The organism is Achromobacter sp. GW823-FHT04E03 (assembly GCF_058796095.1).
This window is the reverse complement of sequence record NZ_JBXAIJ010000001.1, coordinates 2295914-2319768: the sequence shown is the minus strand read 5'-3', so window position 1 is coordinate 2319768 and position 23855 is coordinate 2295914. Positions and strand designations below refer to the sequence as shown.

Here is a 23855-nt window from a genome sequence, read left to right as displayed (position 1 = left end):
CAGGCCCCGTCATTCGGGGGCCGCGACCGTGGGCGCCGGCCGCATCAGGCGGCAGGCCATCTCGACGAAATTGGCGGTGGTAGGGGTGGCATTGTCCGGGTGCACTGCCAGGGCGATGCCCACCTTGATGGTTTCGGCCAGCTGCGAAACATTGACCAGGCGCACATTGCTGCCCGCTTGCCGGCGGGCCACCGCCGGCACGATGGCCACGCCCAGCCCGCTTTCGACCAGGCTCAGGATGGTCTGCACCTGGATCGCTTCTTGCGCAATGCGCGGCACCACGCCTGCCTGCTGGAAGGCATACATGACCAGCGCGTGCATGCCCGGAACATGCGTGCGCGAATAGCCGATGAACGGCTCATCCGCCAGTTCGCTCAACGCGACGTCCTCGCGCTGCGCGTGGCGGCTGCCCGCTGGCACTGCCAGCATCAGATGATCGGGTTGCAGCAAGGTGATGCGAGCGGCCGTGGGTTCGAGCACAGGGAATCGAACTAGCGCCACGTCCAGCGTGTGCGCGTCCAGCCGGCGCAGCAGATCGACGGTGGTGGACTCCTCGATGATCAGGTCGACGCGCGGGTAGTCCTTGCGGAATTCCGACAGCAGCCGCGGCATCAGCGAGTAGGTGGACGAGCCGACAAAGCCCACCTTCAGGACACCTTGTTCGCCGCTGGCACCTTCCCTCGCCGCGCGGCGGATCTCCTCGGCATAGAACAGAGTGGTACGTGCATACCGCAGCACAACCTGGCCTGCTGGCGTGGGCTGCAGGCCGGCCGGCAGCCTATCGAAAAGCTGTACGCCGAGCTCTTGTTCCAGCTTCTTGATCGCGGTCGACAGTGGCGGCTGTGCCATGTGCAGCCGCTCGGCGGCCCGATGGAAGTTGAGTGTTTCGGACAGGACCAACAGCTGCTTGAGCTGGCGTAGCTCCACGGGCGCCTCCCTTGATGCGCCGGGCTCGCGATATTTGTGATGTATTGCCCGGTCCACATCTAATATTAGACCGTGATGTGCCCCCCGTGTAGATTGCCATGAAGCCCGCGCGCTCCGCCGCGGGCCGGGTTTGCACGGCACTTTCGCAAATTGGAATGCGCGCGGCGGCGCCGTGACGCCGCGCGTTCCGGGGATCACATTGGGCGCTATCAACGAGGCACTGCAGCTTGCCGCGATTCCTGCGCAGGATGAGGCGTTGCGTCCGTCAGTGCGCGCCTTTCTGCGCGAGGCGCTGAAGGACATGCCGGCGGACCTACGGGCGCGCTCCTGGATGGGCTATGACGCGGAGTTCAGCCGCGCGCTGGCGAGGCAGGGATGGCTGGGCCTGACCTTGCCCGCCGCCTATGGCGGCGCGCAACGCAGCAATTTCGCCCGCTTCGTGTTGAGCGAGGAGCTGCTCGCGGCGGGTGCGCCGGTGTCGGCGCATTGGATCGCCGATCGCCAGACCGCGCCATTGATTCTGCGTTACGGCTCGCAGGCGCAGCGCGACTTCTACCTGCCGCGCATCATCCGGGGCGAAGCCTTCTTTGCCATTGGCATGAGCGAGCCCGATACCGGATCCGACCTCGCCAGCGTGCGCACGCGCGCTACCCCTGATGGCGACGGCTGGCTGCTCAACGGCCGCAAGATCTGGACCACCAACGCCCACCGCTCGCATTACATGTGCGCGCTGGTACGCACCTCGGGCGTGCCGGAAGACCGGCACAAAGGGCTGTCGCAGATGATCTTCGACCTGTCCTTGCCCGGCATTGAAATTCGTCCGATCCGCGACATCGCGGGAGATGCGCATTTCTGTGAAGTCCTGTTCGACAACGTCCGCCTGCCGCGCGATGCGCTGGTAGGCGAAGAGGGCAGCGGCTGGCGGCAGGTCACGGCTGAACTGGCGCTGGAACGCAGCGGTCCGGAGCGGATCTATTCCAGCATGGTGCTGATGGACGGCTGGCTCGCGCATCTGCGCCGGGCTTCCTCGCCGGACGAGGCGCAGATCCGCCTGGCGGGGCGCCTGGCCGGGCGGCTGACGGTGCTGCGGGCCATGTCGCTGGCGGTGACGCAGCGCCTGAACGAAGGGGCCGACGCCAGTCTTGCGGCCGTGCTGGTGAAGGACCTGGGTACGGAGTTCGAACAGGCCGTGCCCGAATGGATAGGCCAGGCCTTGCGCGCGGACGCCGGTGCGGCGCCTGACGAGACGCTTGCCCGCACGCTGGCCTACCTGACCCTGATCAATCCGACCTTTTCACTGCGCGGCGGTACCCGCCATATCCTGCGCGGCATCATCGCGCGCGAGCTAGGCCTGCGCTAAGGCCCATCGAACACTGAAGGAGGGCCCATGCCGGCATCCATGCAGCAAGACCTGTACGACGAATTTGCGCGCGCCCTGGCTGGCTTGTGTCCGCTGGAGCGGGTCCGCGAGATCGAGGCGGCCGGCGAGGGCGCTGGGGCGGACAATCTCGTCGCCGATACGTGGCGGGACATCGATGCGCTCGGTTACGTGGACGCGTTGACGCCCGCGGAACTGGGCGGCGCAGGACTGTCGCTGGAGGACGCCGAGGGTTTGCTGCGTGCGGCGGGCGCCCTGGCGCTGCCTTACCCGCTGGCCGACACCATGCTCGCGCGCGCCTTGTTGCGCACCAGCGGCCAGACCGTGCCCGAAGGGCCCATCGCCCTGGCCCGAGCGCTGCCGGGGCCGCGCGGCCTGCGTTGCGTCCAGACGCCAGGAGCCGGACTGGCGCGCACCCTGTTGGTCCAGCGCGATGACGGCCTGTTGCTGGTGGCCGCGCCCGCCGCGTCGGACCCCGGCTTGTTCCGGCCGCGCGCGAGCGCCGCGCCCGAATGGGCGGACTCACCGGCGGTCCTTGGCCGCATCGCCTTGCCGGACGACGCCGTGCGGGCCTGGCGTGACGCCGCCGACGCCGCCGGAATAGCCGGCGCGATGCAGGCGGTGCTCGATCGCTGCGTCGCCTTTGTAGGCGAGCGCCAGCAGTTCGGCAAAGCGCTGGGGCGCTTCCAGGCGATCCAGCAAGAGATCAGCATGCTCGCGGAGCAGGTGGCATCCACCGCCATGGCAGCACGGCTGGCATGCGCCAGCGGGGCCCTGTTTCCCGACGCCACGCTTGCGGCCTGCGCGCGGCTGCGGGCAGGCGAAGCCATTCCACTGGTGTGCGCCCTGGCGCACGCAATACACGGTGCAATCGGGATCACCGAAGAGCTGGCCCTGGGCATATACACCACGCGGCTGCATGAGTGGCGCGCCACCGGCACGAGCGAAGACGAGTGCGCCAGCCTGATCGGCAGGCAACTGCTGGCCGGCGACAGCCCGACCTTGCTGGACTTCGTGCGCGGCGTCATGTCGGCTGTGCCGGCGCGCGTTGCCGCGTAGCGCAAGGCGGACCGACAGCCGCGCATTCTTCGAACTCCCTTGCAATCGAGGTATCGACTCATGTCCAACCATTCAGATCCCGTCGTCATCGTCGGCGCGCAGCGCACGCCCATTGGCGCTTTTCAGGGAGCCTTGTCGCACTACACCGCGCCCGAGCTGGGCGCTCATGCGCTGGCCGCCGCAATCCGTCAGGCGGGTCTGGCACCCGATGCCGCCCAGGAGGCATTGATGGGCTGCTGCCTGTTCGCCGGACTGGGGCAGGCGCCCGCGCGCCAGGCCGTGCTGGGCGCGGGGCTGCCAATCACGGTGCAGGCGACCACGCTAAGCAAGATGTGCGGCTCGGGCATGAAGGCCGTAACCCTGGCGCACGACATCTTGAGCGCCGGATCGGCGGACCTGGTGCTGGCCGGCGGGATGGAGTCGATGAGCAACGCGCCGCACCTGATACCCAGGGCGCGGCAGGGATACCGGCTGGGCGCTGGGCAATTGCTGGACCATATGTACCGCGATGGCCTGCAGGACGCCTACGAAGGCCATCTGATGGGGCACTACGCCGATCTGGCGGCGCGCGAGCACGGTTTCAGCCGCGCCCAACAGGATATCTATGCGGAACAGAGCGTATTGCGGGCTCAGGGCAGCATCGCCTCCGGGGCTTTCGCGGCGGAGATTGCGCCCATCGCGGCGCGGAATCGCCGCGGCGTGGCGCCAGGCGCGCTCGTTGTCGACGACGAGACGCCGGGCCTTTGCGACGCGACGCGGCTGGCCGGTCTGAAGCCGGTATTCTCCACGGACGGCACGGTCACGGCCGGCAACGCGTCCTCGATCTCGGATGGTGCGGCCGCGCTGGCGCTGACGCGCCAAAGCCATGTGGCGGCGCTGGGACTGACGCCGCGCGCGCGTATCGTCGGACATGCCGCCGCAGCGCTGGCGCCGGGACAGTTCCCGGTCGCCCCGGTGCACGCTATCGCGCGTCTGCTCGACCGGGTGGGCTGGAGTCGCGACTCGGTGGACCTGTACGAGATCAACGAAGCCTTCGCGGTGGTTGCCCTGATCGCGCTGCGCGACCTGGGCCTGCCCGCCGAGCGGGTCAACGTCGAAGGGGGCGCCTGCGCGTTGGGGCATCCCGTGGGCGCGACCGGCGCGCGCATCATCGTCACGCTGCTGCACTCGCTCGAGCGGCGCGGCCTGCGCCGCGGCGTGGCCAGCCTGTGCCTGGGCGGAGGCGAAGCCACGGCCATCGCCATTGAATTGTGTTGATCCGGCGGCACATGCGCCGCCATGCATGGGGAGACGAACACATGGGACCTTTGGCTGGAATCAGGATCATCGAGCTGGCCGGCATCGGTCCGGGACCGATGGCGGCCATGCTGCTGGCCGACATGGGCGCGACCGTCCTGCGGATCGAACGCAAGGAGCCCGCCGACCTGGGGGTCAAGCGCGAGCTGAAGTACAACCTGCTGCTGCGCAGCCGGCGTTCCATCGCGCTGGACCTGAAGGACCCGCGCGCCGTCGCCCTGGTGCTGCGGTTGCTGCGCAAGGCCGACGGGCTGATCGAAGGATTCCGTCCCGGCGTGACCGAGCGGCTGGGCCTGGGGCCGCAAGCCTGCCTGGCGGAGAACCCCCGGCTGGTCTACGGCCGCATCACCGGCTGGGGGCAGGACGGCCCGCTGGCGCAAGTGGCCGGACATGACATCAACTACATCGCCGTCACCGGCGTGCTGGACGCCATCGGCCGCGCAGGCCAGCCGCCCACGCCGCCGCTCGCGCTGGTGGGCGATTTCGGCGGCGGCGGCCCCTATCTCGCATTGGGCATGCTGGCCGCCATCATCGAAGCGCGCCAGTCCGGGCAGGGCCAGGTGGTGGATGCCGCCGTGATGGACGGCGTGGCCTCGATGGCAACGGCGTTCTACGGCCTGGCCGCGTCGGGCGCATGGCAGTCCCAACGGGGCAGCAACATCCTCGATTCGGGCGCGCCGTTCTATGACGTGTACCCATGCGCCGACGGCCTATGGCTTTCGGTCGGCCCGATAGAACGCCGCTTCCACGAGCTGCTGCTGCGGCAGTTGGGCCTGGACGACAATGCCATCCGCGAACTGGGGGACCACCAGGACAGGAACACGTGGCCCCGTTTGCGGACGGTGCTGGCTGCGGCCTTCGCCCAGCGCAGTCGCGACGACTGGTGCGAAAGGCTGGCACATCTGGATGTATGCGTGGCGCCCGTGCAGACGCTGAGGGACGCCGCCATGCATCCGCAGGTCAGGGCGCGCGGCACGCTGCTGGAGGTGGACGGCATCACGCAGCCCGCGCCGGCTCCGCGCTTCAGCAGGACGCCCAGCGCCAGGCCGACGGCGCCGCAGCCGCCGGATGCCGAGGCTTTGAAAGATTGGCTGGATCCGGAGGACTTCGAGGCATACGGCAAAGCGCTTTGAAAGCGGCCGCCGCTGGCCGCGAGCTGGCGCAGGCTCCCAGTCCAATCCGGTTTCGTTCGCTCGATCGGCCGCGCCGGCCGGGGCCGTGCGATCGGAAACCGTGGATTGCCGGAGGGCGGATTTGTGGCGATAATTGCGATTAATTCCCATTATCGAAGTAATCCGACCACGTCCTCGCCATGCCTCCCCCCGACCCGACTTGCGCCGTCGCCGTGCAGCGCATCTACGACGCGCATCACGGCTGGCTGTTCGGCTGGCTGCGCCGGCGGCTGGGCAACAGCGCCGACGCCGCCGACCTGGCCCAGGACACGTTTGTCGGGTTGCTGAGCAGCTATCGCCGGCGCGCCATGCCGGAGTTGCAGGAGCCGCGCGCCTACCTGACCACCATCGCCAAGCGCTTGATGGTGGACCTGTACCGGCGCCATGCGCTGGAGCAGGCCTACCTCGACGCCCTCGCGGCCATGCCGGCGCGGCATGCGCCGTCGGAAGAGCAGCGCCTGATGGTGCTGCAGACGCTGCGCGAGGTGGACGCCTTGCTGGCGGCCCTGCCGGACAAGGCCCGGATCGCATTCCTGCTGTCGCAACTCGACGGCCTGACGTACGAGCAGATCGGCGTCGAGATGGGGGTGAGCGTGCGCACGGTCAAGCGCTACATGGCCGAGGCCTTCAAGCATTGCATCCTGGCGGCGTCATGACGGCAGCGACGGACGCCATCGATCCGAAGATCGCGGGCGAAGCCGCGGATTGGCTGGTGCGGTTGCATTCGGGTCGCTTCTCCGATGCGGACAAGCTGGCCTGTGAGCGTTGGCGCCAACGCAGCCCCGAGCACGACCGCGCCTGGACCCGGGCGCAGGCTGTCCTGGCCAAGTTCGGCGGCTTGCCGCCGGGGCTGGGGCGGGCCGCCATGAACGCGGACGCGACGCGGCGCGCGGGTCTGCGGGTGCTGGCGGGGCTGATCGTGGGGGGGCCCGCGGGCTGGCTGGCATGGCGCACGGCGCCCTGGCAGAGCTGGACGGCGGACTACGCCACCAGCAGTGGCGAACGCCGGCAGTTCCAGCTGCCGGACGGCAGCGTGCTGGCGCTCAATACCGCCTCGGCGGTGGACCTGGACTATTCGGCGGAACAACGTCTGGTGCTGCTGCGGGAGGGCGAAATCCTGCTGCGTTCGGCCCATGCGGCGCGGCCGGACCCTCGGCCGCTGCGGGTGCGCACCGCCGAAGGCAGCGTGCAGGCCTTGGGCACGTACTTCGGCGTGCGGCAACTGGATGCGCGCAGCCGGGTCGCGGTGATCGAAGGGCAGGTTCGGCTGCAGCCGCGTGCGGCGGCGGCGGGCGTCGTGCTGGCGGCAGGGCAATGCGCCGAGTTTTCGGACCGTGAAGTCCTGGCGCCTCGCGCCTATGTCCATCCGCCGCAAGCCTGGCTGGATGGCGTGCTTTATGCGGAAGACATGAGGCTGGCCGACTTCCTGAAGGAGCTGGCGCGCTATCGCCCGGGCCTGTTGCGCTGCGATCCGGCGGTGGCCGATCTGCGCATCTCGGGCGGGTTCCAGGTGGATGACACCGATGCGGTGCTGCTGGCGGTGTCGCGCAGCCTGCCGGTGCGGGTGGTTTCGCGCAGCCGCTACTGGGTCAGCGTGGCGCCGGCCTGACCGTGGCGCGCGGATTTTTGGCCCCTTTTTTCGCTTCGTCCGACAAGTCCATATAGCACCTTCGCTCGTACTTCGTCGGGATCAGCATGCTTTCAAGCAAGAACAACGCGGCCACGTCAGCTTGCCGCACGAACCGCCGCGCCGCCGCTGGCGCGCTCTGCGCGGCACTGGTGGCAGTGGCGCCGGCCATCCACGCGCAGCCGGCTGCGAATACGTCCGGCGCAGCCGTCCAGGCACGGTTCGACATTCCGGCGGGCCCGCTGGGACCGGCGCTGTCGGCCTTCGCCGGGGTGGCTCGCATCAATCTTTCGTTCGACCCGGCGCTGGCCGAAGGCTTGCGCACGGCCGGGCTGCAAGGCGCATGGACGGTCGAGGCGGGGCTGGCCAAATTGCTGGCGGGCACGCTGTTGGCGGCGCGGCGCGATGGCGCCAATGTCTACACGCTGAGGCGCGTGCCCAACGAGCCGGCAGCAGTGCTGCCGGCGGTGCGGGTGGAGGGCACGGACGAGTCGGCCTACGGACCCGTAGCCGGCATCGTGGCGCAGCGCAGCGCCAGCGGCACCAAGACCGACACGCCCATCCTGGAAATCCCGCAGACGGTGAACGTGGTCACGCGCGACGAGATAACGATGCGAGGCGCGCGCAGCATCGTCGAGGCGCTGGCCTACACGCCGGGCGCCTATTCGCCGGGCGGCAGCGCCGATCTGCGCTACGACAACATCTACCTGCGCGGCGGCCACGCCGCGCGCAACAACCTGGACGGCGCCCGGCTGCCATTTGGCGCATACAGCTTCGGCATGCTGCAGATCGAGCCCTACGGGCTGGAGCGGGTGGAAGTGCTGAAAGGGCCGTCCTCGGTGCTGTACGGCCAGAATACGCCCGGCGGCCTCATCAATATGGTCAGCAAGCTGCCGACGCCGGCGCCCCAGCGCGAGATCGAGTTGCAGACCGGGAGCTATGGCCGGATCCAGGCTGCCGCCGATTTGAGCGGCCCGATGGACCAGGACGGACAGTGGAGCTATCGCCTGGTCGCATTGCAGCGCGATGCGGCCCAGTCCGCCCATTACTCGGAAGAGGACCGGACCTTCGTCGCTCCGGCATTGACGTGGCGCCCGTCGGCGGCCACCTCGCTGACCTTGCTGGGCTTCTATCAAAAGGACCACCAGGTGCCCATGTACGGCAATCTGCCGGCGGCAGGCACGCTTTACTCCAATCCCAACGGCCGCATTCCCCGCGACCGCTATACCGGCGAACCCGGCTGGGATACCTATGACCGGGAGCAGTACTCGGCGGGCTATCTGTTTTCGCACCAGTTCAACGACACCTGGACCGTCAGGCAGCAACTGCGCTACAGCCACATGCGGGGCGAGGCGCGCACCACCGTGGGCTATATGCTCAATCCGGTGGACATGCGCACCTGGTCGCGTTCGATGTCGCAGGGCAAGGGCACCGGGGCGACGCTGAACGTGGATACCCAGGCCGTCGCGCGCTTCAACACCGGCCAGGTCGGGCACGAGTTCCTGGCTGGCTTCGACTATCTGGACATGCGCGACACCTACCAGTTCGCCAACGTCATCGCCGGCGTGCCGCCGCTGGACCTCTACGATCCGGTGTATGGGCGGCCCCGGCCGGGCGTCTCGGACCTGATTCCCCGCATCGATTCGCGCCAGCGCACCGAACAGTCCGGCGTCTACGCGCAGGACCAGATCTCGTACGGCAACTGGCTGCTGACGCTGGGCGGCCGCTACGACATGGCGCGCGGCACGACCCGCAATCTGCTGACGTCCGGCAAGGTCGCGCAGAACGATTCGGCCTTTACCGGCAGGGCGGGCCTGACCTACATGCTGGAAAGCGGCCTGGCGCCTTATGTGGCGTACTCGACGTCCTTCGCGCCCACGGGCGGCACCGACTACGAGAGCAACCCCTTCCAGCCGACCAAGGGCCGGCAGATCGAGGCGGGATTGAAGTACCAGCCGCCGGGCAGCGACAGCATGGTGACGCTGTCGGCCTATCAATTGACGCAAACCAACGTGCTGACCAGCGATACCACGCAGGGCCGTCCGCCGGGCTTCCAGCTGCAGGCGGGCGAGGTCCGCTCGCGCGGGATCGAACTGGAAGGCAAGGCCAGCCTCGCGCGCGGCTGGGACGTGATCGCCTCGTACTCCTACGTCGACGCCGTGGTGACCAAGAGTTCCAACGTCGACATCGTCGATGGCGCGCCGCAGTCGCGGCAGGGCAAGAAGCAGTACTACGCGCCGGCGCACCAGGCCGCGGCATGGCTGGCATACAAGGTGCAGGAGGGGCCGCTGCAGGGTCTGGGACTGGGAGCGGGCGTGCGCTACATCGGCGCCGACTGGGGCGATGCGGCCAACACCTTGCGCATTCCGGCGGTGACGCTGGTCGATGCCGCCCTGTCCTACGACCTGGGCCGGATGCAGCCCGCGATGCGGGGCATGACGCTGTCGCTGAACGCCAGCAACCTGTTCGACCGCACGTATGTGGGCACTTGCGTGACCACCACGTCGTGCACCTACGGCGCCGGGCGGCTGGTGTTGGCCACGCTGCGGTACGCATGGTGAGGCCGCACGGCAATTGGCGCGGCGTGACGGCGCGCGCGGGCGCGGCCACGCTGGGCGCGTATGCGCTGGTTTGGGCCGCTGTGGCAGCGGCGGCGCGACTGCCGCTGCCGCCTGCCGACGCCATCCTCTATCCGGCCTTGGCCGCCATTCCCGCGCACGTGGGCCTCGCGATATGGGCTTTCGCGGCCCGCAGCGTGGGCCGCGTGTGGCTGATCATTGCCGCAGGCTGCGCGGGCTGCTGGGCCATGGCGTGGGGAGCGGCGGCATGAACGCCTATCCGGAAGGAAGCCTGCGCCAGCGCATGGCCTGGCTGCATACCTGGGTCGGCCTGTTGTTCGGCTGGCTGGCGTTTGCAGTGTTCCTGACGGGCGCGCTCAGTGTCTACGCGCCTGAAATCAGCCTCTGGATGAAGCCGGAGAGTTCCGCGGCTGGTCGAGCGGACCAGCCGCCAACCCTGGAGCGCGCGCAAGACTGGCTGGCGCGCAATGCCGCGGCGGCGGCTTCCTGGCGCATCGAGCTGCCGGATGCGCGCCGTTCCCTGCTGGGGCTGTCATGGGAGGATGAAAAGGGCGGCGGCGCCGTGCTGCTCGATCCGGCCAGCGGGCGCGAGATCGTGCCGCGTGACACCGAGGGCGGCGACTTCCTGGTCGAGTTCCACTACAGCCTGCATGCTGGCCAGGCCGGCATCTGGGTGGTCGGCGCCTGTACCCTGGCGCTGCTGGCGGCGCTGGTTTCCGGCGTCATTGTGCACCGGCGCTTCTTCGCGGATTTCTTCCTGTTCAGGCCGCGTGCTTCGCCCGGCCGCGCGTGGCTCGATGCGCACAACGTCCTGTCGGTGCTGCCGCTGCCGTTTCATTGCATGATCCTGCTCACCGCCTTGAGCACGCTGTTGCTGGGCTATCTGCCCGCAGGCGTGCAAAGCCGCTATGGCGGCGACGTGGCGGCGATGGTGGCGGACGTGTTTCCGCAGCCGCCGGCCAGTTCGCCGCGCAGCGGTGCGAGCGCAATGCTGCCGCTGGCCGCCCTGGCGCAGCGCGCCGAGGCGGAACTGGGCGCGGGCAAGATCGCCGCGATCACGGTCAGGCAGCCTGGCACTCAAGGCGCGCTTGCGGATGTCTGGCGCCGGTACGATGACCGCCTGCTGGCCTTTCCCGACCGCGTCAGCCTGGATGCGGCGACGGGCCGGGTCGTCGATGCGCAAACCGCCTATCCTGGATCCTTGCAACTGATCCGGACGCTCGGAGGGCTGCACTATGGCTACTACGCCGCGCCGCTGCTGCGCGCGCTGTACTTCCTGCTGGCCCTGTCAGGCGCCGCCATGATCGCGACGGGACTGGTCCTGTACACGGCGCGGCCGGCGGCGGCCGCCTCCCGCTTCGGCCGCGCTGCGCACCGGTTGAATGTGGCGATGATCTGCGGCCCGACGTGCGCCTGCGCCGCGTACCTGCTGGCCAATCGCCTGGCCTGGCCACATGCGGCGGGGTTGCATGAACGCGAGGTGACGGCTTTCTTTCTGGCATGGATGGTTTGCGGCGTGCATGCCTTGGTGCGAGGCGAGCGCCGCTTGTGGACGGAGCAATGGCGGGCGGCGGCGCTGCTATGGCTGGCCGTGGCTTCTGCCGATATGCTGGCGATGGCGTTCGACGAGAGCCTGAGGTCGGCTTGGGCACGGCCGCTGCATCTTGCGGTCTGGGTGGCAAGCATCGCCGCCGCCTGCGTCTTCGGCTACATGGCGCATCGCGCCAGCAAGCGCCGGGAGTAAGATCGGCCGCATGGCTTGCAAGCGGACCTGAACCGCTTGCGCTATAAGCCGTGAAGTCGACGATGAAATCCGGGGATGTCCATGTTTATCCGTCAGCTCTCCTATCTCCTGGCCCTGGACAAATACCGGCATTTCGGACGGGCGGCGGAAAGCTGTCATGTCTCGCAACCCGCGCTGTCCAACGGCATCCGCGAACTGGAGCGCGAACTCGGAATCACGATCGTCAAGCGCAACCGGACCTTCGAAGGCATTACGCCCGAAGGCGAGCGGGTGATCCAATGGGTGCGGCAGGTGATGGCTTCGCTGGAGGGACTGCGGCAGGAGGCCGATCTCGTGCGCAGCGTGCCGCAAGGCCACCTGGCGATAGGCGCCATTCCCACTGCCAACCATGCGGCGACGCTGCTCAGCGCCCAGTATCGGGAGATCCTTCCCCAGCTGACGCTGGAAGTCACCTCGCTCAGCACTCCGGAAATCCTGCGCCGGCTGAAGGCCCAGGAAATCCAGTTGGGCATCCTCTATGAGCGGTCCGTGCTCGACAGCGCCGACTTTGACGTGATGCCGCTGTACGCCGAGCGCTACGTGCTGGTGGCGAACGAGCAGGCCTCCTTGCCGCGCCAATTGGATTGGTCGGAAGTGGGCGAACTTCCGCTCTGCCTGCTCAGCCCGGACATGCAAAACCGCCAGACCTTGAACAAATGTTTCGAGAGCGTGGAAGCCAAGCCGCGAGTGGTGCTGCAAAGCAACGACATCCGTGTGCTGCTGACGGAATGCCAGAGCGGGCGGGCTTTCTCCATCATGCCCCTGAGCGCCTTGCCCGCCCAGTATGAAGGGGCCGGGCTGCTGGCGCATCCCATCATTCCCGAACACGCCGAGGACGTCTGCCTGGTCAGGCTGCGGCGCGACAAGCCGCCTGCCTTATCGGACGCCGCCTGGCAGATCGCCGGCCAAATGGACCTGGAGGCCGTCCTCAACCACTCGCTGGCGGCCAAACCTTGATAACCATGGATTATCAAAAGGTTCACAGGAAAAATTAGATCATTTCTTGTCGTTGCCGCATGCTGCCGGGAATTGGGCGCTTGAAGGAGACCAGCCATGAAACAACGACGTGAAGTACCCGGCATCCGCCCCTATGACGGTCCGGCGGGCGGCTGGGGGGCATTGAAGGCCACGGCCCAGGCCGTGCGGCAACAGATGGAAGTGGTGGAGGCCCCCGTCGTCCTGCTGCGTACCAACCAGCCGGCGGGTTTCGATTGTCCAGGCTGTGCGTGGCCGGACAAGGAGCACCGCTCCACGTTCCAGTTTTGCGAGAACGGCGCCAAGGCGGTTACCTGGGAAGCGACGAGCAAGCGCGTGACGCCGGATTTCTTCGCCCAGCACACGGTGTCTTCATTGCTGGCGCTGTCGGACTACGAGCTGGAGGACTTCGGCCGCCTGACTCACCCGATGGCCTACGACGTGGCCACGGACAAATTCGTTCCCGTATCGTGGGATGCCGCGTTCGAACGCATCGGCGAGGCGCTGCGCAGCCTGGACGCGCCTGACCAGGCCGAGTTCTATACCTCGGGGCGGGCCTCCAACGAGGCGGCCTATCTGTTTCAGCTGTTCGCGCGGGAATTCGGCACCAATAATTTCCCCGACTGTTCGAACATGTGCCATGAGGCGACCAGCGTGGGCTTGCCGCAGTCCATCGGCATAGGCAAGGGCACGGTCTCGCTGGAGGACTTCGACCATGCGGAGCTCATCCTTTCCATTGGCCATAACCCTGGCACCAATCATCCGCGCATGATGGGCACGCTGCACGAATTGGCGCGCCGCAAGGTTCCCATCATCGTCTTCAACCCCTTGCGCGAACGCGCTTTGGAACGCTTCGCCGATCCGCAGAGCATCGTGGAAATGGCGACCTTCAGCTCGACCAATATCGCCTCGACCTACTATCAGGTCCGGGCGGGTGGCGACGCAGCCGCGCTCAAGGGCATCATGAAGGCGCTGCTGGCGCTCGAAGCGCAGCGCGGCAACGTCCTGGATCGCCCGTTCATCGCGGAACACACGCTGGGCTTTGACGCGCTGGCCGCGGACCTGCACGCAACCTCCTGGGCCGACATCGAAACCGAAAGCGGCCTGCAGCGCGCCGACCTGGAGCATGTGGCCGAGGCCTACGCCAAGTCCAACGCCACCATCGTCACCTACGGCATGGGGATCACCCAGCACAACACGGGCACGGCCAATGTCAAGCTGATCGCCGACCTGCTGCTCATGCGCGGCAACTTCGGCAAGCCCGGCGCCGGCATCTGCCCCCTGCGCGGCCATTCCAACGTGCAGGGCAACCGCACGGTCGGCATCACGGAAAAGCCCAGCCCGGAGTTCCTGGCAAAGCTGGAAGCGGAGTTCGGCTTCACGCCGCCGCAGGGCCATGGCCATGACGCGGTGCAGGCCATGGAAGCGATGGTCGACGGCACCGCCCGAGCGCTCATCTGCCTGGGCGGGAACTTCGCCGTGGCCCTGCCCGATCCCGAACTCTGTTTCGCGGCCATGAAGGAACTGACGCTCAGCGTGCATCTGGGTACCAAGCTCAACCGCTCGCATCTGCTGGTGGGGCGCGAGACCTTCCTGCTGCCGGTGCTGGGACGCACCGAACTCGACGTCCAGGCCGACGGCCCACAATCGGTGACGGTGGAGGACTCGATGTCCATGGTCCACGCCTCGGCGGGCAAGCTCAAGCCGGCGTCCGCCGAGCTGCGCTCGGAACCGGCCATCGTCGCCGCCATGGCCCGGTCGACCTTGCCCTACAGCAAGGTCGACTGGCTGGGGCTGGTGCAAAACTACGATCGCATCCGCGACCTGATCGAGCGCACGGTTCCGGGTTTCGACGACTACAACGCGCGCATCCGCGTGCCCGGCGGCTTTCGCATGCCCTTGCCGCCGACCGAGCGCAAGTGGAACACGCCCACCGGCAAGGCCATGTTCTCGGTATTCCCCGGCGTGCGCGAGCGTTATGAACCCTGGCCGGACGAGGTGCTGCGGCTGGTGACCATACGCAGCCACGACCAGTACAACACCACGATCTACGGATTGGACGACCGCTACCGCGGCGTCTTCGGCCGCCGCGACGTGCTTTTCATGAATCCGGAAGACCTGGCCGCGCAGGGCCTGGAACACGGTGATCTGGTGGACATAGAAACCGTGTCGCGGAATCGGACGCTGCGGCTGGCAGGCATCACCGCGATTGAATACAGCATCGCGCGGGGCTCGGTCGCGGCCTACTATCCCGAGGCCAATGTCCTGGTTCCGCTGGACTATATCGATAAGGAATGCGGCACGCCTTCCTACAAGTCGATACCGGTGCGCATCCGCAAAGCCGCGCAGGGAGGCGCCCAAGCGTAAGCCGTCATGATCGTCCGCCCCGCATCCCGCTCTCCCTGGCTGCTGCTGTTCACGTTGAAGGGATCGATTGTTTCCATCATCTGGAAGCGCGTCGTCGCCATGATGCTGCTGGCCACCGCCGTGGTGCTGGCGGAGCATCGGCTGCCCTTGAGCGGGGTGGGGCTGGGCGCGGTGCCGTTGACGCTGGTCGGACTGACCCTGGCCATCTTCCTGGGGTTCCGCAACAGCGTGGCCTACGAACGCTGGTGGGAGGCGCGCAAGCTCTGGGGCGAGCTGCTCATCGTCATCCGCAACCTGACGCGGCAGACGCTGAGCCTTCCCGACGGCCTGCCCGCCGTGCGCCAGCGTGAACTGGCGCACGGCCTCATCGCCTATGCCCATGTCTTGCGGCACATGCTGAGGCAGAGCGATCCCAAGGAAGACCTGCAGCCCTGGCTGCCCGCCGCTACTGCGACCCGCATCATGCAGGCGGAGAATCCGCCCAGTGTGCTTCTGGGCGACTTGAGCCAAGCCTATGCCCAGTTGCGGCGGGAAGGGCGGCTGGACAGCATCCTGCTCGCGGACATCGATGCCCAGATCACGCGGCTGTCATACATAGGCGGCGGCTGCGAGCGGATACGCAGCACGCCGATTCCCTTTGCCTACATCCTGCTGCTGCACCGGACCGTCTACATCTATTGCCTGCTGCTGCCGTTCTGTCTGGTTGGCAGCATAGGCTGGGTGACGCCGTTCATGGTGGGCGTGCTGTCCTACACGTTCTTCGGGCTGGACGCCTTGGGCGAACAGATCGAGGAACCCTTCGACCGCCTGCCCAACAACCTGCCCCTGGATGCCCTGTGCCGCGGCATCGAGATCAACGTCGGAGAGTTGCTGGGCGACAAGAACCTGCCCCCGCCGTTGGCGCCGCAGGACGGCGTGCTGTTCTAGCTGGCATCTTTTCCGATCGGGTACGGCGCGCGGTGTTGGCCACGCAAGAATCCAGCGTTGCAGTGTTACCGCTTATCGCTTATTGTGCGGATCTGTAAAAATTTGCATACAAAAGCGACGTTGGCTCCAGCCGCGTCCAATGCGGCGTCACGACGGGCGGAACGGCCCTTCCAATCCTTGCAATCTCACTCGTAGACCAGGGCCATGCACCCCTGGGAGGTGCCATGAACCGAATTTACCGCGTGGTGTTCAACGCAGCCGTAGGCGTGTGGCAGGCTGTCAGCGAAATCGCTGGAGGCCCGGGCAAAGGCCGCCAACGCCCGCGGCGCGCGCGCCGGGCCGGCTTGCCCACGCTGACCGCCGCGACCACGCTGCTGGCCGCCGCGCTTGGCAACAGCGCGGCCTACGCCGCCTGTACGCCTGTGGCGCCTGCGGACGGCACTACGCTCACCTGTAGCGGCACGGTCCAGGACTACTTCGTCACCGGCAACGACCTCCTCTTTGATATTCAGAACGGTGCTACGGTCAGTTCCAGCGTCATCGGCCTGCCCTCGATGCACCTGCTCGGCCGCGGGATTACGGTGAACAACAGCGGCGTCTTCGACCCGACGGGCGGGGGCACTTTCAACCAGTCCACCACGGCGCTGAAAATGGAGGGAGGCGTCGCATCCAACCTGACCATCACCAACAGCAGCGGCGCCGCCATATACGGCGCGTCAGGCAATTTGCCGCCGAGCCTGTCCACGTTCGACGGCATGGCGATCGAGGTGAAAAATGCCGGCGGCGGGCTGACCGCCATCGACAACAATGGCACCATCGGCTCCAGGGCGCTAAGCGGCGCCATCGAGGCTGCCGATGCCAGGCCGGTGATCGCCGTCTATGGCGGCGGCCGGGTCCACCTGAATAATCGCGCCACCATCCATGGCCGGGTCGCGTTCGAAACGTCAGGCCAGGGCAATGTCTTCACCAATAGCGGCACGATATATGGCAGCGTGTCGCTGGGGGCGGGCAGTACCAACCAGTTCATCGCGGTCACCGGCAGCAGCGTCTCGGGCAGCGGCTCCAGCGGCGTCCTGGGCAACAATCTGGGCGTCAACCTGGCATTCGCGCCGGTCGGCATCGTCGATGGCGGCGCCAATGGCAACAACACGCTGACCCTGCGCAACGGGTTTGATTCGAGCGCCGCCGGGAGCGGTGCGATTTTCTCGTCGGTGTACACCAACTTCAGCAACCTGCAAGTCGAAGGCGGGACCTGGGCCGTCAACGGCGCGCTGTTGAGCGGCGCGGCCACCAGCACCAGCCTGACGGGCGGCGAGTTGGTGGTGGACAACGGCGGTTTCGCTGGCAGCGGCGTAATTACGGCCGCGGGGGGGACCCTGCGCAGCTCGGCCAGCCAGCTGACCGTGAACAATCCCATCTCCCTGGCATTGAACGTGCCTGCGGGGACCAATGGCCTGACCGTGACGGGTTCCAACGCCATCACCCTCAATGGCGCGATCTCCGGCTCGGCGGGCGCCACCCTCACCAAGACGGGCAGCGGCAAGCTGACCCTGGGCGGCATCAACACCTTCAGCGGTTTCACCACGATAGACGGCGGACGCCTGGACCTCGCTGCCGGCGCAAGCCTGGCCAGCGGCATGGTCAACGTCCGCAGCGGCGGCACGCTTGGCGGCAGCGGCGCCCTGAGCGGCGCCGTGACCGTCGCCGGCGGCGGCCGCCTCGCCCTGAGCAGCGGCAATACCCTGACCACGGGTTCCTTGACTCTGAGCAACGGCGCCACACTCGATCTCGCCTTGGGCGCGCCGAGCCTTACGCCGATGGTCAACATCCAGGGCAACTTGTCGATCACCAGCAGCACCTTCAACATCATCGACGCGGGCAACCTGGCCAATGGCAACTACCGTCTGTTCAATTACACCGGTAGCCTGACCGGCACCAACCTCGTTGCCGCCAGTACGCCCAGCGATCTGAGCACCGTCGATGTGGGGCGGGTCTTCGACATCGCAGGCAAGACGCTGACCCTCGTCATCAATTCGCCTACCCTCGGCACGCAGTATTGGGATGGCGGCAATACTGTCGCCAACGGCGTCGTGGAGGGCGGCAGCGGGATATGGAATAGCGTCAACAGCAACTGGACCAAGTCTTCCGGCAATGACAACGGCGTCTGGAAAGGCACCAACGCGGTGTTCCTGGGGCAGAACGGCCTGGTAATGGTGAACGGCGCCCAGGATGTCCGCGCCATGCAGTTCAAAACCGACGGCTACATCGTCGGCCAGCTTGACGCGTCCGGTGCGCTGAACCTTATAAACGGCTCAAACGGCATCGCGCAGGTAATCACAGATACCGACGTCAGCGCGCTGATCGGCGCGCCAATCCAGGGCGCCGGCAAGCTCACCAAGACAGGCGCCGGTTCCTTGATCTTGAGCGGAAACAACAGCTGGACCGGAGGCACTGCGCTCAGCGCCGGCACCGTGGTCGTGCGCCACGACCGGGCATTGGGCACAGGCAGCGTGGCGCTGGGGAGCGGCACGACCTTGGCGACCGACATCATCGATGTCGCACTGGCCAACAGCCAGGTGCTCAATGGCGTGTCCACGGTGCAGACGGGTGTGGGAACCAATCTGACCCTGAACGGAAACGTCAGTGGTGTCGGCGGCCTGATCAAAGCGGGCAGCGGCACCCTGACGCTCAACGGCGTCAACAACATGCTCGGCAACCTCAATCTGACCGGCGGGAGGCTGGTCATCGGCAATCCGTTGGCGCTCGGTACGGGGATCCTCAACGCCATCAATGGCACGTCGATCGAGGCGGGCGTGGCGGGCATGAATGTCGGCACCAATGTGTGGGTCAGCGGGACCGTGGCCCTCGTCGGCGATCGAGACTTGACCCTCTCTGGCACGTTGTCTGGCACCGGCGACCTGGTCAAGCAGGGCAACAGTACGCTAAGCCTGACAGGCGCCAATGCGCTGGACGGCCAGACTACCCTGAACGGCGGCGGCCTGCGCCTGGGGCAGGACACATCGCTGGGAAACACGCTTCTGAACGTGAATTCGGCCTCTACCTTGCAGGCTGCCAACAGCATCACCGTGGCCAACGAGGTGCACCTGGGCGCGGCATTGACCGTGGATGGCGCCAATAGCCTGGCCCTGACGGGCGAGATGAGGAGCGGCGGCGATCTGATCAAGAACGGCAACGGCACGCTGATCCTTGGCGGCAGCAACCTGAGCCGCAGCGGCGTCACCACGCTCAACGCCGGCACCCTGGCTCTGGGCCATGACAAGGCGCTGGGCAGCGGCCGTCTGGACGTGGCTGGCACTGCGAGGCTGGACAGCACCGCTTTCGTGACGCTGGCCAACGCGGTAGACATCAGCGGTTCGCTGACCTTCGCCGGCACCCAAGGCCTGGCGCTGACGGGCACGCTCAGCGGCAACGGCGGCCTGACCAAGTCCGGGGCCAGCACGCTGACCCTGAGCGGCGTGAATACCTTTGGCGGCGTCTACAACATCGATGCCGGCCGCTTGATCGGCAGCGCCGCCAGTGGCCTGGGCAGCCCAAGCCAGGTCAACGTCGCGTCCGGCGCCACCCTGCAGTTGAACCAGGGCGGCAGCGCGGGGCAACTCAATGGCGCGGGCAGCGTGGACCTCCGGGCCGGATCCTTCAATGTGCAGGCTGGCAGCTTCAGCGGCGCGCTGAACGGCAACGGCGGCCTGAACAAGACCGGAAACGGCTCCTTGGTTCTCAGCGGCAATAGCATCCTGGCCGGCGCCACGACGGTGGATGCGGGTACGCTGCGCGTGGACGGCACGCTGGGATCTGGCAGCGTTGCCGTGGCCAGCGGCGCCACGCTGACGGGCTCGGGCACGCTGACCGGAGCCGTCAGCATTGCCGATGGCGGCCGCCTGGGGCTGGCCAGCGGCGCCACATTGAGTCTGGGGGCGCTGGCGCTCAATGGCGACTCCCAGATCGACGCGGCCTTGGGCGTCGCCTCGCCCAATGCGCCAGCCTTGGCCAAGGTCGCTGGCAACCTGAGTTTGGATGGCAAGCTCAACATCATCGACACCGGTGGCTTCGGGATCGGCGTGTATCGCCTGTTCGACTACGTCGGCACGCTGACCGATCGCGGACTGGCGTTCGGGACACTGCCCTCAGGCGTACGCGCCAACGACCTGGAAGTACAGACCAGCGTTGCCAGTCAGGTCAATCTGGTGGTGGGGGGAACGTCCAACGTCCGCTTCTGGGACGGCAGCGAGCCTGCCGGAAACGGTAACGTCGAGGGCGGCAGCGGTGTATGGAATAGCAGCAACACCAACTGGACCATCGCCAGCGGCGGGTTCAACGCGGGATGGAATGACAGCTTTGCGGTGTTCGCGGGCAGCCCCGGCACGGTTACCGTGGAAGGAACCCAGCGCACCACCGGGATGCAGTTCACCAGTGACGGCTATCTGCTGACGGCGGGAGCGGCCGGGAAGCTGGAACTGGTGGACGGATCCGCCGGTTATGCCGCCATCCGCGTAGACGCCGGCAAGACGGCCACGCTGAATGTCGACCTGGGCGGCAACGCCACGCTGGCCAAGCTGGACGCTGGCACCTTGGCGCTCAATGGCAACAACAGCTACACCGGCGGCACCCGCCTGGCGGGAGGCAAACTGTTGCTGGGCACTGGCAGCGCGCTGGGCAGTGGCAGCCTGCGCGTCACGGGGGCGGCTGCGTTGGACAGCAGCGCTGCAATCGCGCTGTCCAACGCCATTGCCCTGGACGCGGATCTGACCTTGGCGGGAAGCAACAACCTTGCGCTGAACGGCGACATTGCCGGCGCAGGGGGGCTGGTCAAGCTGGGCAGCGGTACGCTCGAACTCAACGGTAATAACCAATACTCAGGGAACACGCAGCTCAATGCCGGTACCTTGATACTGGGGCAGCAAGCGGCCCTCGGAAGCGGTAGGTTGCACGTCACCGGCGCTGCCCATCTGGATACCGCCAGCAGCATGGCGGTGGGCAACCGCATGCAGCTCGATCAGGCGTTGACGGTGGACGGCAGCCACGATCTGCTCCTGAGCGGCGCAATCGGCGGCAATGGCGACCTCATCAAGCAAGGCAACGCGACGCTGACCTTGACGGGGCCGAACAGCGCCACCGGCGACACCATCATCAACGCCGGGCGTCTGGTGGCGTCGGCGACCAGCATCGGCAGCGGCGCCATCATCAACAATGCGGCGCTGGAACTGAACCAGGCCAGCGATGCCATCCTGGCCCAAACCATCAGCGGTAGCGGCAGCCTGATCAAGACGGGCGACGCCACGTTGGTTCTTACGGGCGCGAACACGTCAACCGGCGGCACCGCCATCAACGCAGGCAGGCTGGTGGCCTCCGCCGCCAGCCTGGGCAGCGGCGCCATCGCCAACCATGCGGCGCTGGAGTTGAACCAGGCCGTGGACGCCACCCTGAACCAAGCCATCAGCGGCGGCGGCAGCCTGACCAAAACCGGAGCGGGCACACTGACCCTGACCGGCGCCAACACCTCCACCGGCGGCACCCTCATCAATGCAGGACGCCTCATTGCGTCTTCGAACAACCTGGGCAGCGGCGCCATCATCAACAATGCGGCGCTGGAGCTGAACCAGGCCGTGGACGGCGCGCTGGCCCAGGCCATCAGCGGCGGCGGCAGTCTGAGCAAGACCGGCGCCGGCACGCTGACCTTGACGGGAACCAACACCTACACCGGCGCCACGCTCATCAACGCCGGCCGCCTGGTGGCATCGGCGGCCAGCCTGGGCAGCGGCGCCATCATCAACAACGCGGCGCTGGAACTGAACCAGGCCGTGGATGCCAGCATGGCGCAAGCCTTCAGCGGCAGCGGCAGCCTGAGCAAGACCGGCGCAGGCGCTCTGACCCTGACGGGCGCCAACACCTCCACGGGCGCCACGTTCATCAGCGCCGGCCGCCTGGTGGCATCGGCGGCCAACCTGGGCAGCGGCGTCATCACCAACAATGCCGCCCTGGAGCTGCGCCAGACGCTGGATGCCAGCATGGGCCAAACCCTGCTTGGCAACGGCAGCTTGACCAAGACCGGCGCGGGCACGCTGACGTTGACAGGCGACAGCAGCGGCTTTGCCGGCAGCACGACTGTGCAGCAGAGCTATCTGGTCGTGGACGGCAACCTGGGCGGCGCGCTCACCGTAGCCGGCGGCGGCAAGCTGGCGGGCACGGGCTCGGTAGGATCCTCTGGCGCGAAGACCATCATCCAGAGCGGCGGAGCCTTGGCAGCGGGCCTGAGCCCCGATGCGGCAACGCCCTATGGGACGTTGCGCGTACAGGGCGATCTGGAACTGCAGGCGGGCTCTACCTACGAGGTGCGGGCCGACCCCGACAGCAGCGCCAGCACGCTGACCCAGGTGGCAGGCACGGCTACGCTGGCCGGAGGCGTGGTTCATATGGGTGCGCCGGGCAGTTTCGAGGTCGCCAAAACCTACTCCATCCTGTCGGCGAACAGCCTGATCGGCCGATTCGATACCGTGGCTTCGGACTACGCCTACCTGGCCCCGACGCTGAACTACACCAGCACCGACGTGACGCTGCAGTTGCGGCGCAAATCCAACGGCAGCTCTGGCAGCATGACCTTTGCCGATCTGGCCGAGACCCGCAATCAGGCCGCCGTGGCCAACGGGGCGGAGAGTCTGGCTCCTGGAAGCGCCCTGTACCGTTACGTTGAAACGTTGCCTGCGGGAACGCCCCAGGCCGTGTTCGACAGCCTGTCCGGTGAAAGCCACGCCACGGCCAAAGGCAGCATGCGCGCCGGCGCCGCCATGTTCGGCGCCAGTGCGCTCAATCACCTGCACGGCAATCTCACCGCCACGCTGCGTCCTGGCGCGCCGACCGCGCAGTCCGGCGCCCCGATTGCGGCCTCCGCCTGGCCCGCGTCCAGCGCCTTGCCCATGTGGGCCGAGGTCGTGGGCCACTGGCAAAACTACGCGGGCGACGGCAATGCCGCCAGCTGGAAACAAAACACCGGCGGCCTGTTCTTGGGGGGCGACGCCGAAGTGGCTGCCAGCGGCTGGCGGTTGGGCGGATCGTTGGGCTACACGCGCGCCGATGGCCAGGTGTCCGACCGCAGCTCCAAGGCCACGGTGGACAGCTACAGCGCCGCCATCTATGGCGGCAAATCCTTCGGCCTGGGGGCGGGCCGCCTGAACGTCATGGGCGGCCTGGCTTACACCTGGCACGACATCGCGTCGCAACGCCAGGTGACGTCCTTGAGCCAGACCCTCAAGGCCGACTATCACGCCAGCACCACGCAGGTGTTTGCCGAAGTGGGCTACGCCATGGGCCAGGACGACAAGGCAGGCATCGAGCCCTTCGCCGGCGTCAGCCTGGGCCAGCAACGTACGCGCGGTTTCCAGGAAAGCGGCGGCTTTGCGGCCCTGCGCGGCAACAATAGCAGCGACGACCTGGCCAGCACGACGCTGGGCGTGCGCGCCCATAGCGACTTCGCGGCAGGCGGCAGGGACGGGCGTCTGCGCGCCACGCTGGGCTGGCGTCATGCGTTTGGCGACTTGGCCACCCAGTCCACCATGGCTTTCGAAGGCGGGCAGGACTTCACTGTGGCTGGCGTGCCGCTGGCGCGCAACGCGGCGGTAGTCGGCCTGGAGGCCGAGGTGGACCTGAGCAATCGCGCCGCCCTGGCGCTGGGCTACAACGGCGAATTCGGAGGAGGCAACCGCGACCAATCGGCGCAGGTGCGTGTGCGCTGGGCGTTCTGAGGGCGAGC

14 protein-coding genes are annotated in these 23855 nt (G+C 67.3%); 13 read left to right on the top strand and 1 reads right to left on the bottom strand.

What is annotated here, in order from left to right; translation table 11 throughout:
* Positions 1-9 precede the first annotated feature (9 nt).
* Positions 10-927, bottom strand: a complete 918-nt coding sequence (locus AC1RHV_RS10985) for a LysR family transcriptional regulator (RefSeq protein WP_175161845.1) — start codon at positions 925-927, stop codon at positions 10-12.
* A gap of 199 nt (positions 928-1126) precedes the next feature.
* Between AC1RHV_RS10985 and AC1RHV_RS10980 the strand changes: the two genes are divergently transcribed.
* From AC1RHV_RS10980 to AC1RHV_RS10920, 13 genes are all read left to right on the top strand, one after another.
* A complete protein-coding gene (locus AC1RHV_RS10980; protein WP_175161847.1) occupies positions 1127-2287 on the top strand; it encodes an acyl-CoA dehydrogenase family protein in 1161 nt (386 codons plus the stop codon).
* Between the two features lie 27 nt (positions 2288-2314).
* Positions 2315-3364, top strand: a complete 1050-nt coding sequence (locus AC1RHV_RS10975; protein ID WP_175161849.1) for an acyl-CoA dehydrogenase family protein — start codon at positions 2315-2317, stop codon at positions 3362-3364.
* 60 nt (positions 3365-3424) lie between these two features.
* Positions 3425-4621, top strand: a complete 1197-nt coding sequence (locus tag AC1RHV_RS10970) for a thiolase family protein (protein WP_492300740.1) — start codon at positions 3425-3427, stop codon at positions 4619-4621.
* 41 nt (positions 4622-4662) lie between these two features.
* Complete coding sequence (locus tag AC1RHV_RS10965) at positions 4663-5793, top strand: CaiB/BaiF CoA transferase family protein (protein ID WP_175161853.1); 1131 nt, start codon at positions 4663-4665, stop codon at positions 5791-5793.
* Between the two features lie 179 nt (positions 5794-5972).
* A complete protein-coding gene (locus AC1RHV_RS10960) occupies positions 5973-6488 on the top strand; it encodes a sigma-70 family RNA polymerase sigma factor (protein WP_175161855.1) in 516 nt (171 codons plus the stop codon).
* Positions 6485-7441 carry a FecR domain-containing protein gene (locus tag AC1RHV_RS10955; protein ID WP_492300738.1) on the top strand — a complete coding sequence of 319 codons (957 nt, stop codon included), beginning with the start codon at positions 6485-6487 and terminating at the stop codon, positions 7439-7441. The genes AC1RHV_RS10960 and AC1RHV_RS10955 overlap by 4 nt, the downstream gene beginning before the upstream one ends.
* A gap of 86 nt (positions 7442-7527) precedes the next feature.
* Positions 7528-10020 carry a TonB-dependent siderophore receptor gene (locus AC1RHV_RS10950; RefSeq protein WP_492300736.1) on the top strand — a complete coding sequence of 831 codons (2493 nt, stop codon included), beginning with the start codon at positions 7528-7530 and terminating at the stop codon, positions 10018-10020.
* The gene (locus AC1RHV_RS10945) at positions 10014-10289 is read left to right on the top strand and encodes a hypothetical protein (RefSeq protein WP_054451232.1); all 276 of its coding nucleotides are present in this window, start codon (positions 10014-10016) and stop codon (positions 10287-10289) included. Before AC1RHV_RS10950 ends, AC1RHV_RS10945 begins: the two co-directional genes overlap by 7 nt.
* Positions 10286-11782 carry a PepSY-associated TM helix domain-containing protein gene (locus AC1RHV_RS10940; protein WP_492300735.1) on the top strand — a complete coding sequence of 499 codons (1497 nt, stop codon included), beginning with the start codon at positions 10286-10288 and terminating at the stop codon, positions 11780-11782. Before AC1RHV_RS10945 ends, AC1RHV_RS10940 begins: the two co-directional genes overlap by 4 nt.
* Before the next feature lie 75 nt (positions 11783-11857).
* Entirely contained in the window at positions 11858-12778 is a 921-nt protein-coding gene (locus AC1RHV_RS10935) for a LysR family transcriptional regulator (protein ID WP_125471094.1), read from the top strand.
* A gap of 96 nt (positions 12779-12874) precedes the next feature.
* Positions 12875-15163, top strand: a complete 2289-nt coding sequence (locus AC1RHV_RS10930) for an FdhF/YdeP family oxidoreductase (RefSeq protein ID WP_492300732.1) — start codon at positions 12875-12877, stop codon at positions 15161-15163.
* A gap of 6 nt (positions 15164-15169) precedes the next feature.
* The gene (locus AC1RHV_RS10925; RefSeq protein ID WP_492300730.1) at positions 15170-16090 is read left to right on the top strand and encodes a bestrophin family protein; all 921 of its coding nucleotides are present in this window, start codon (positions 15170-15172) and stop codon (positions 16088-16090) included.
* 224 nt (positions 16091-16314) lie between these two features.
* The gene (locus AC1RHV_RS10920) at positions 16315-23847 is read left to right on the top strand and encodes an autotransporter-associated beta strand repeat-containing protein (protein ID WP_492300728.1); all 7533 of its coding nucleotides are present in this window, start codon (positions 16315-16317) and stop codon (positions 23845-23847) included.
* Positions 23848-23855 lie beyond the last annotated feature (8 nt).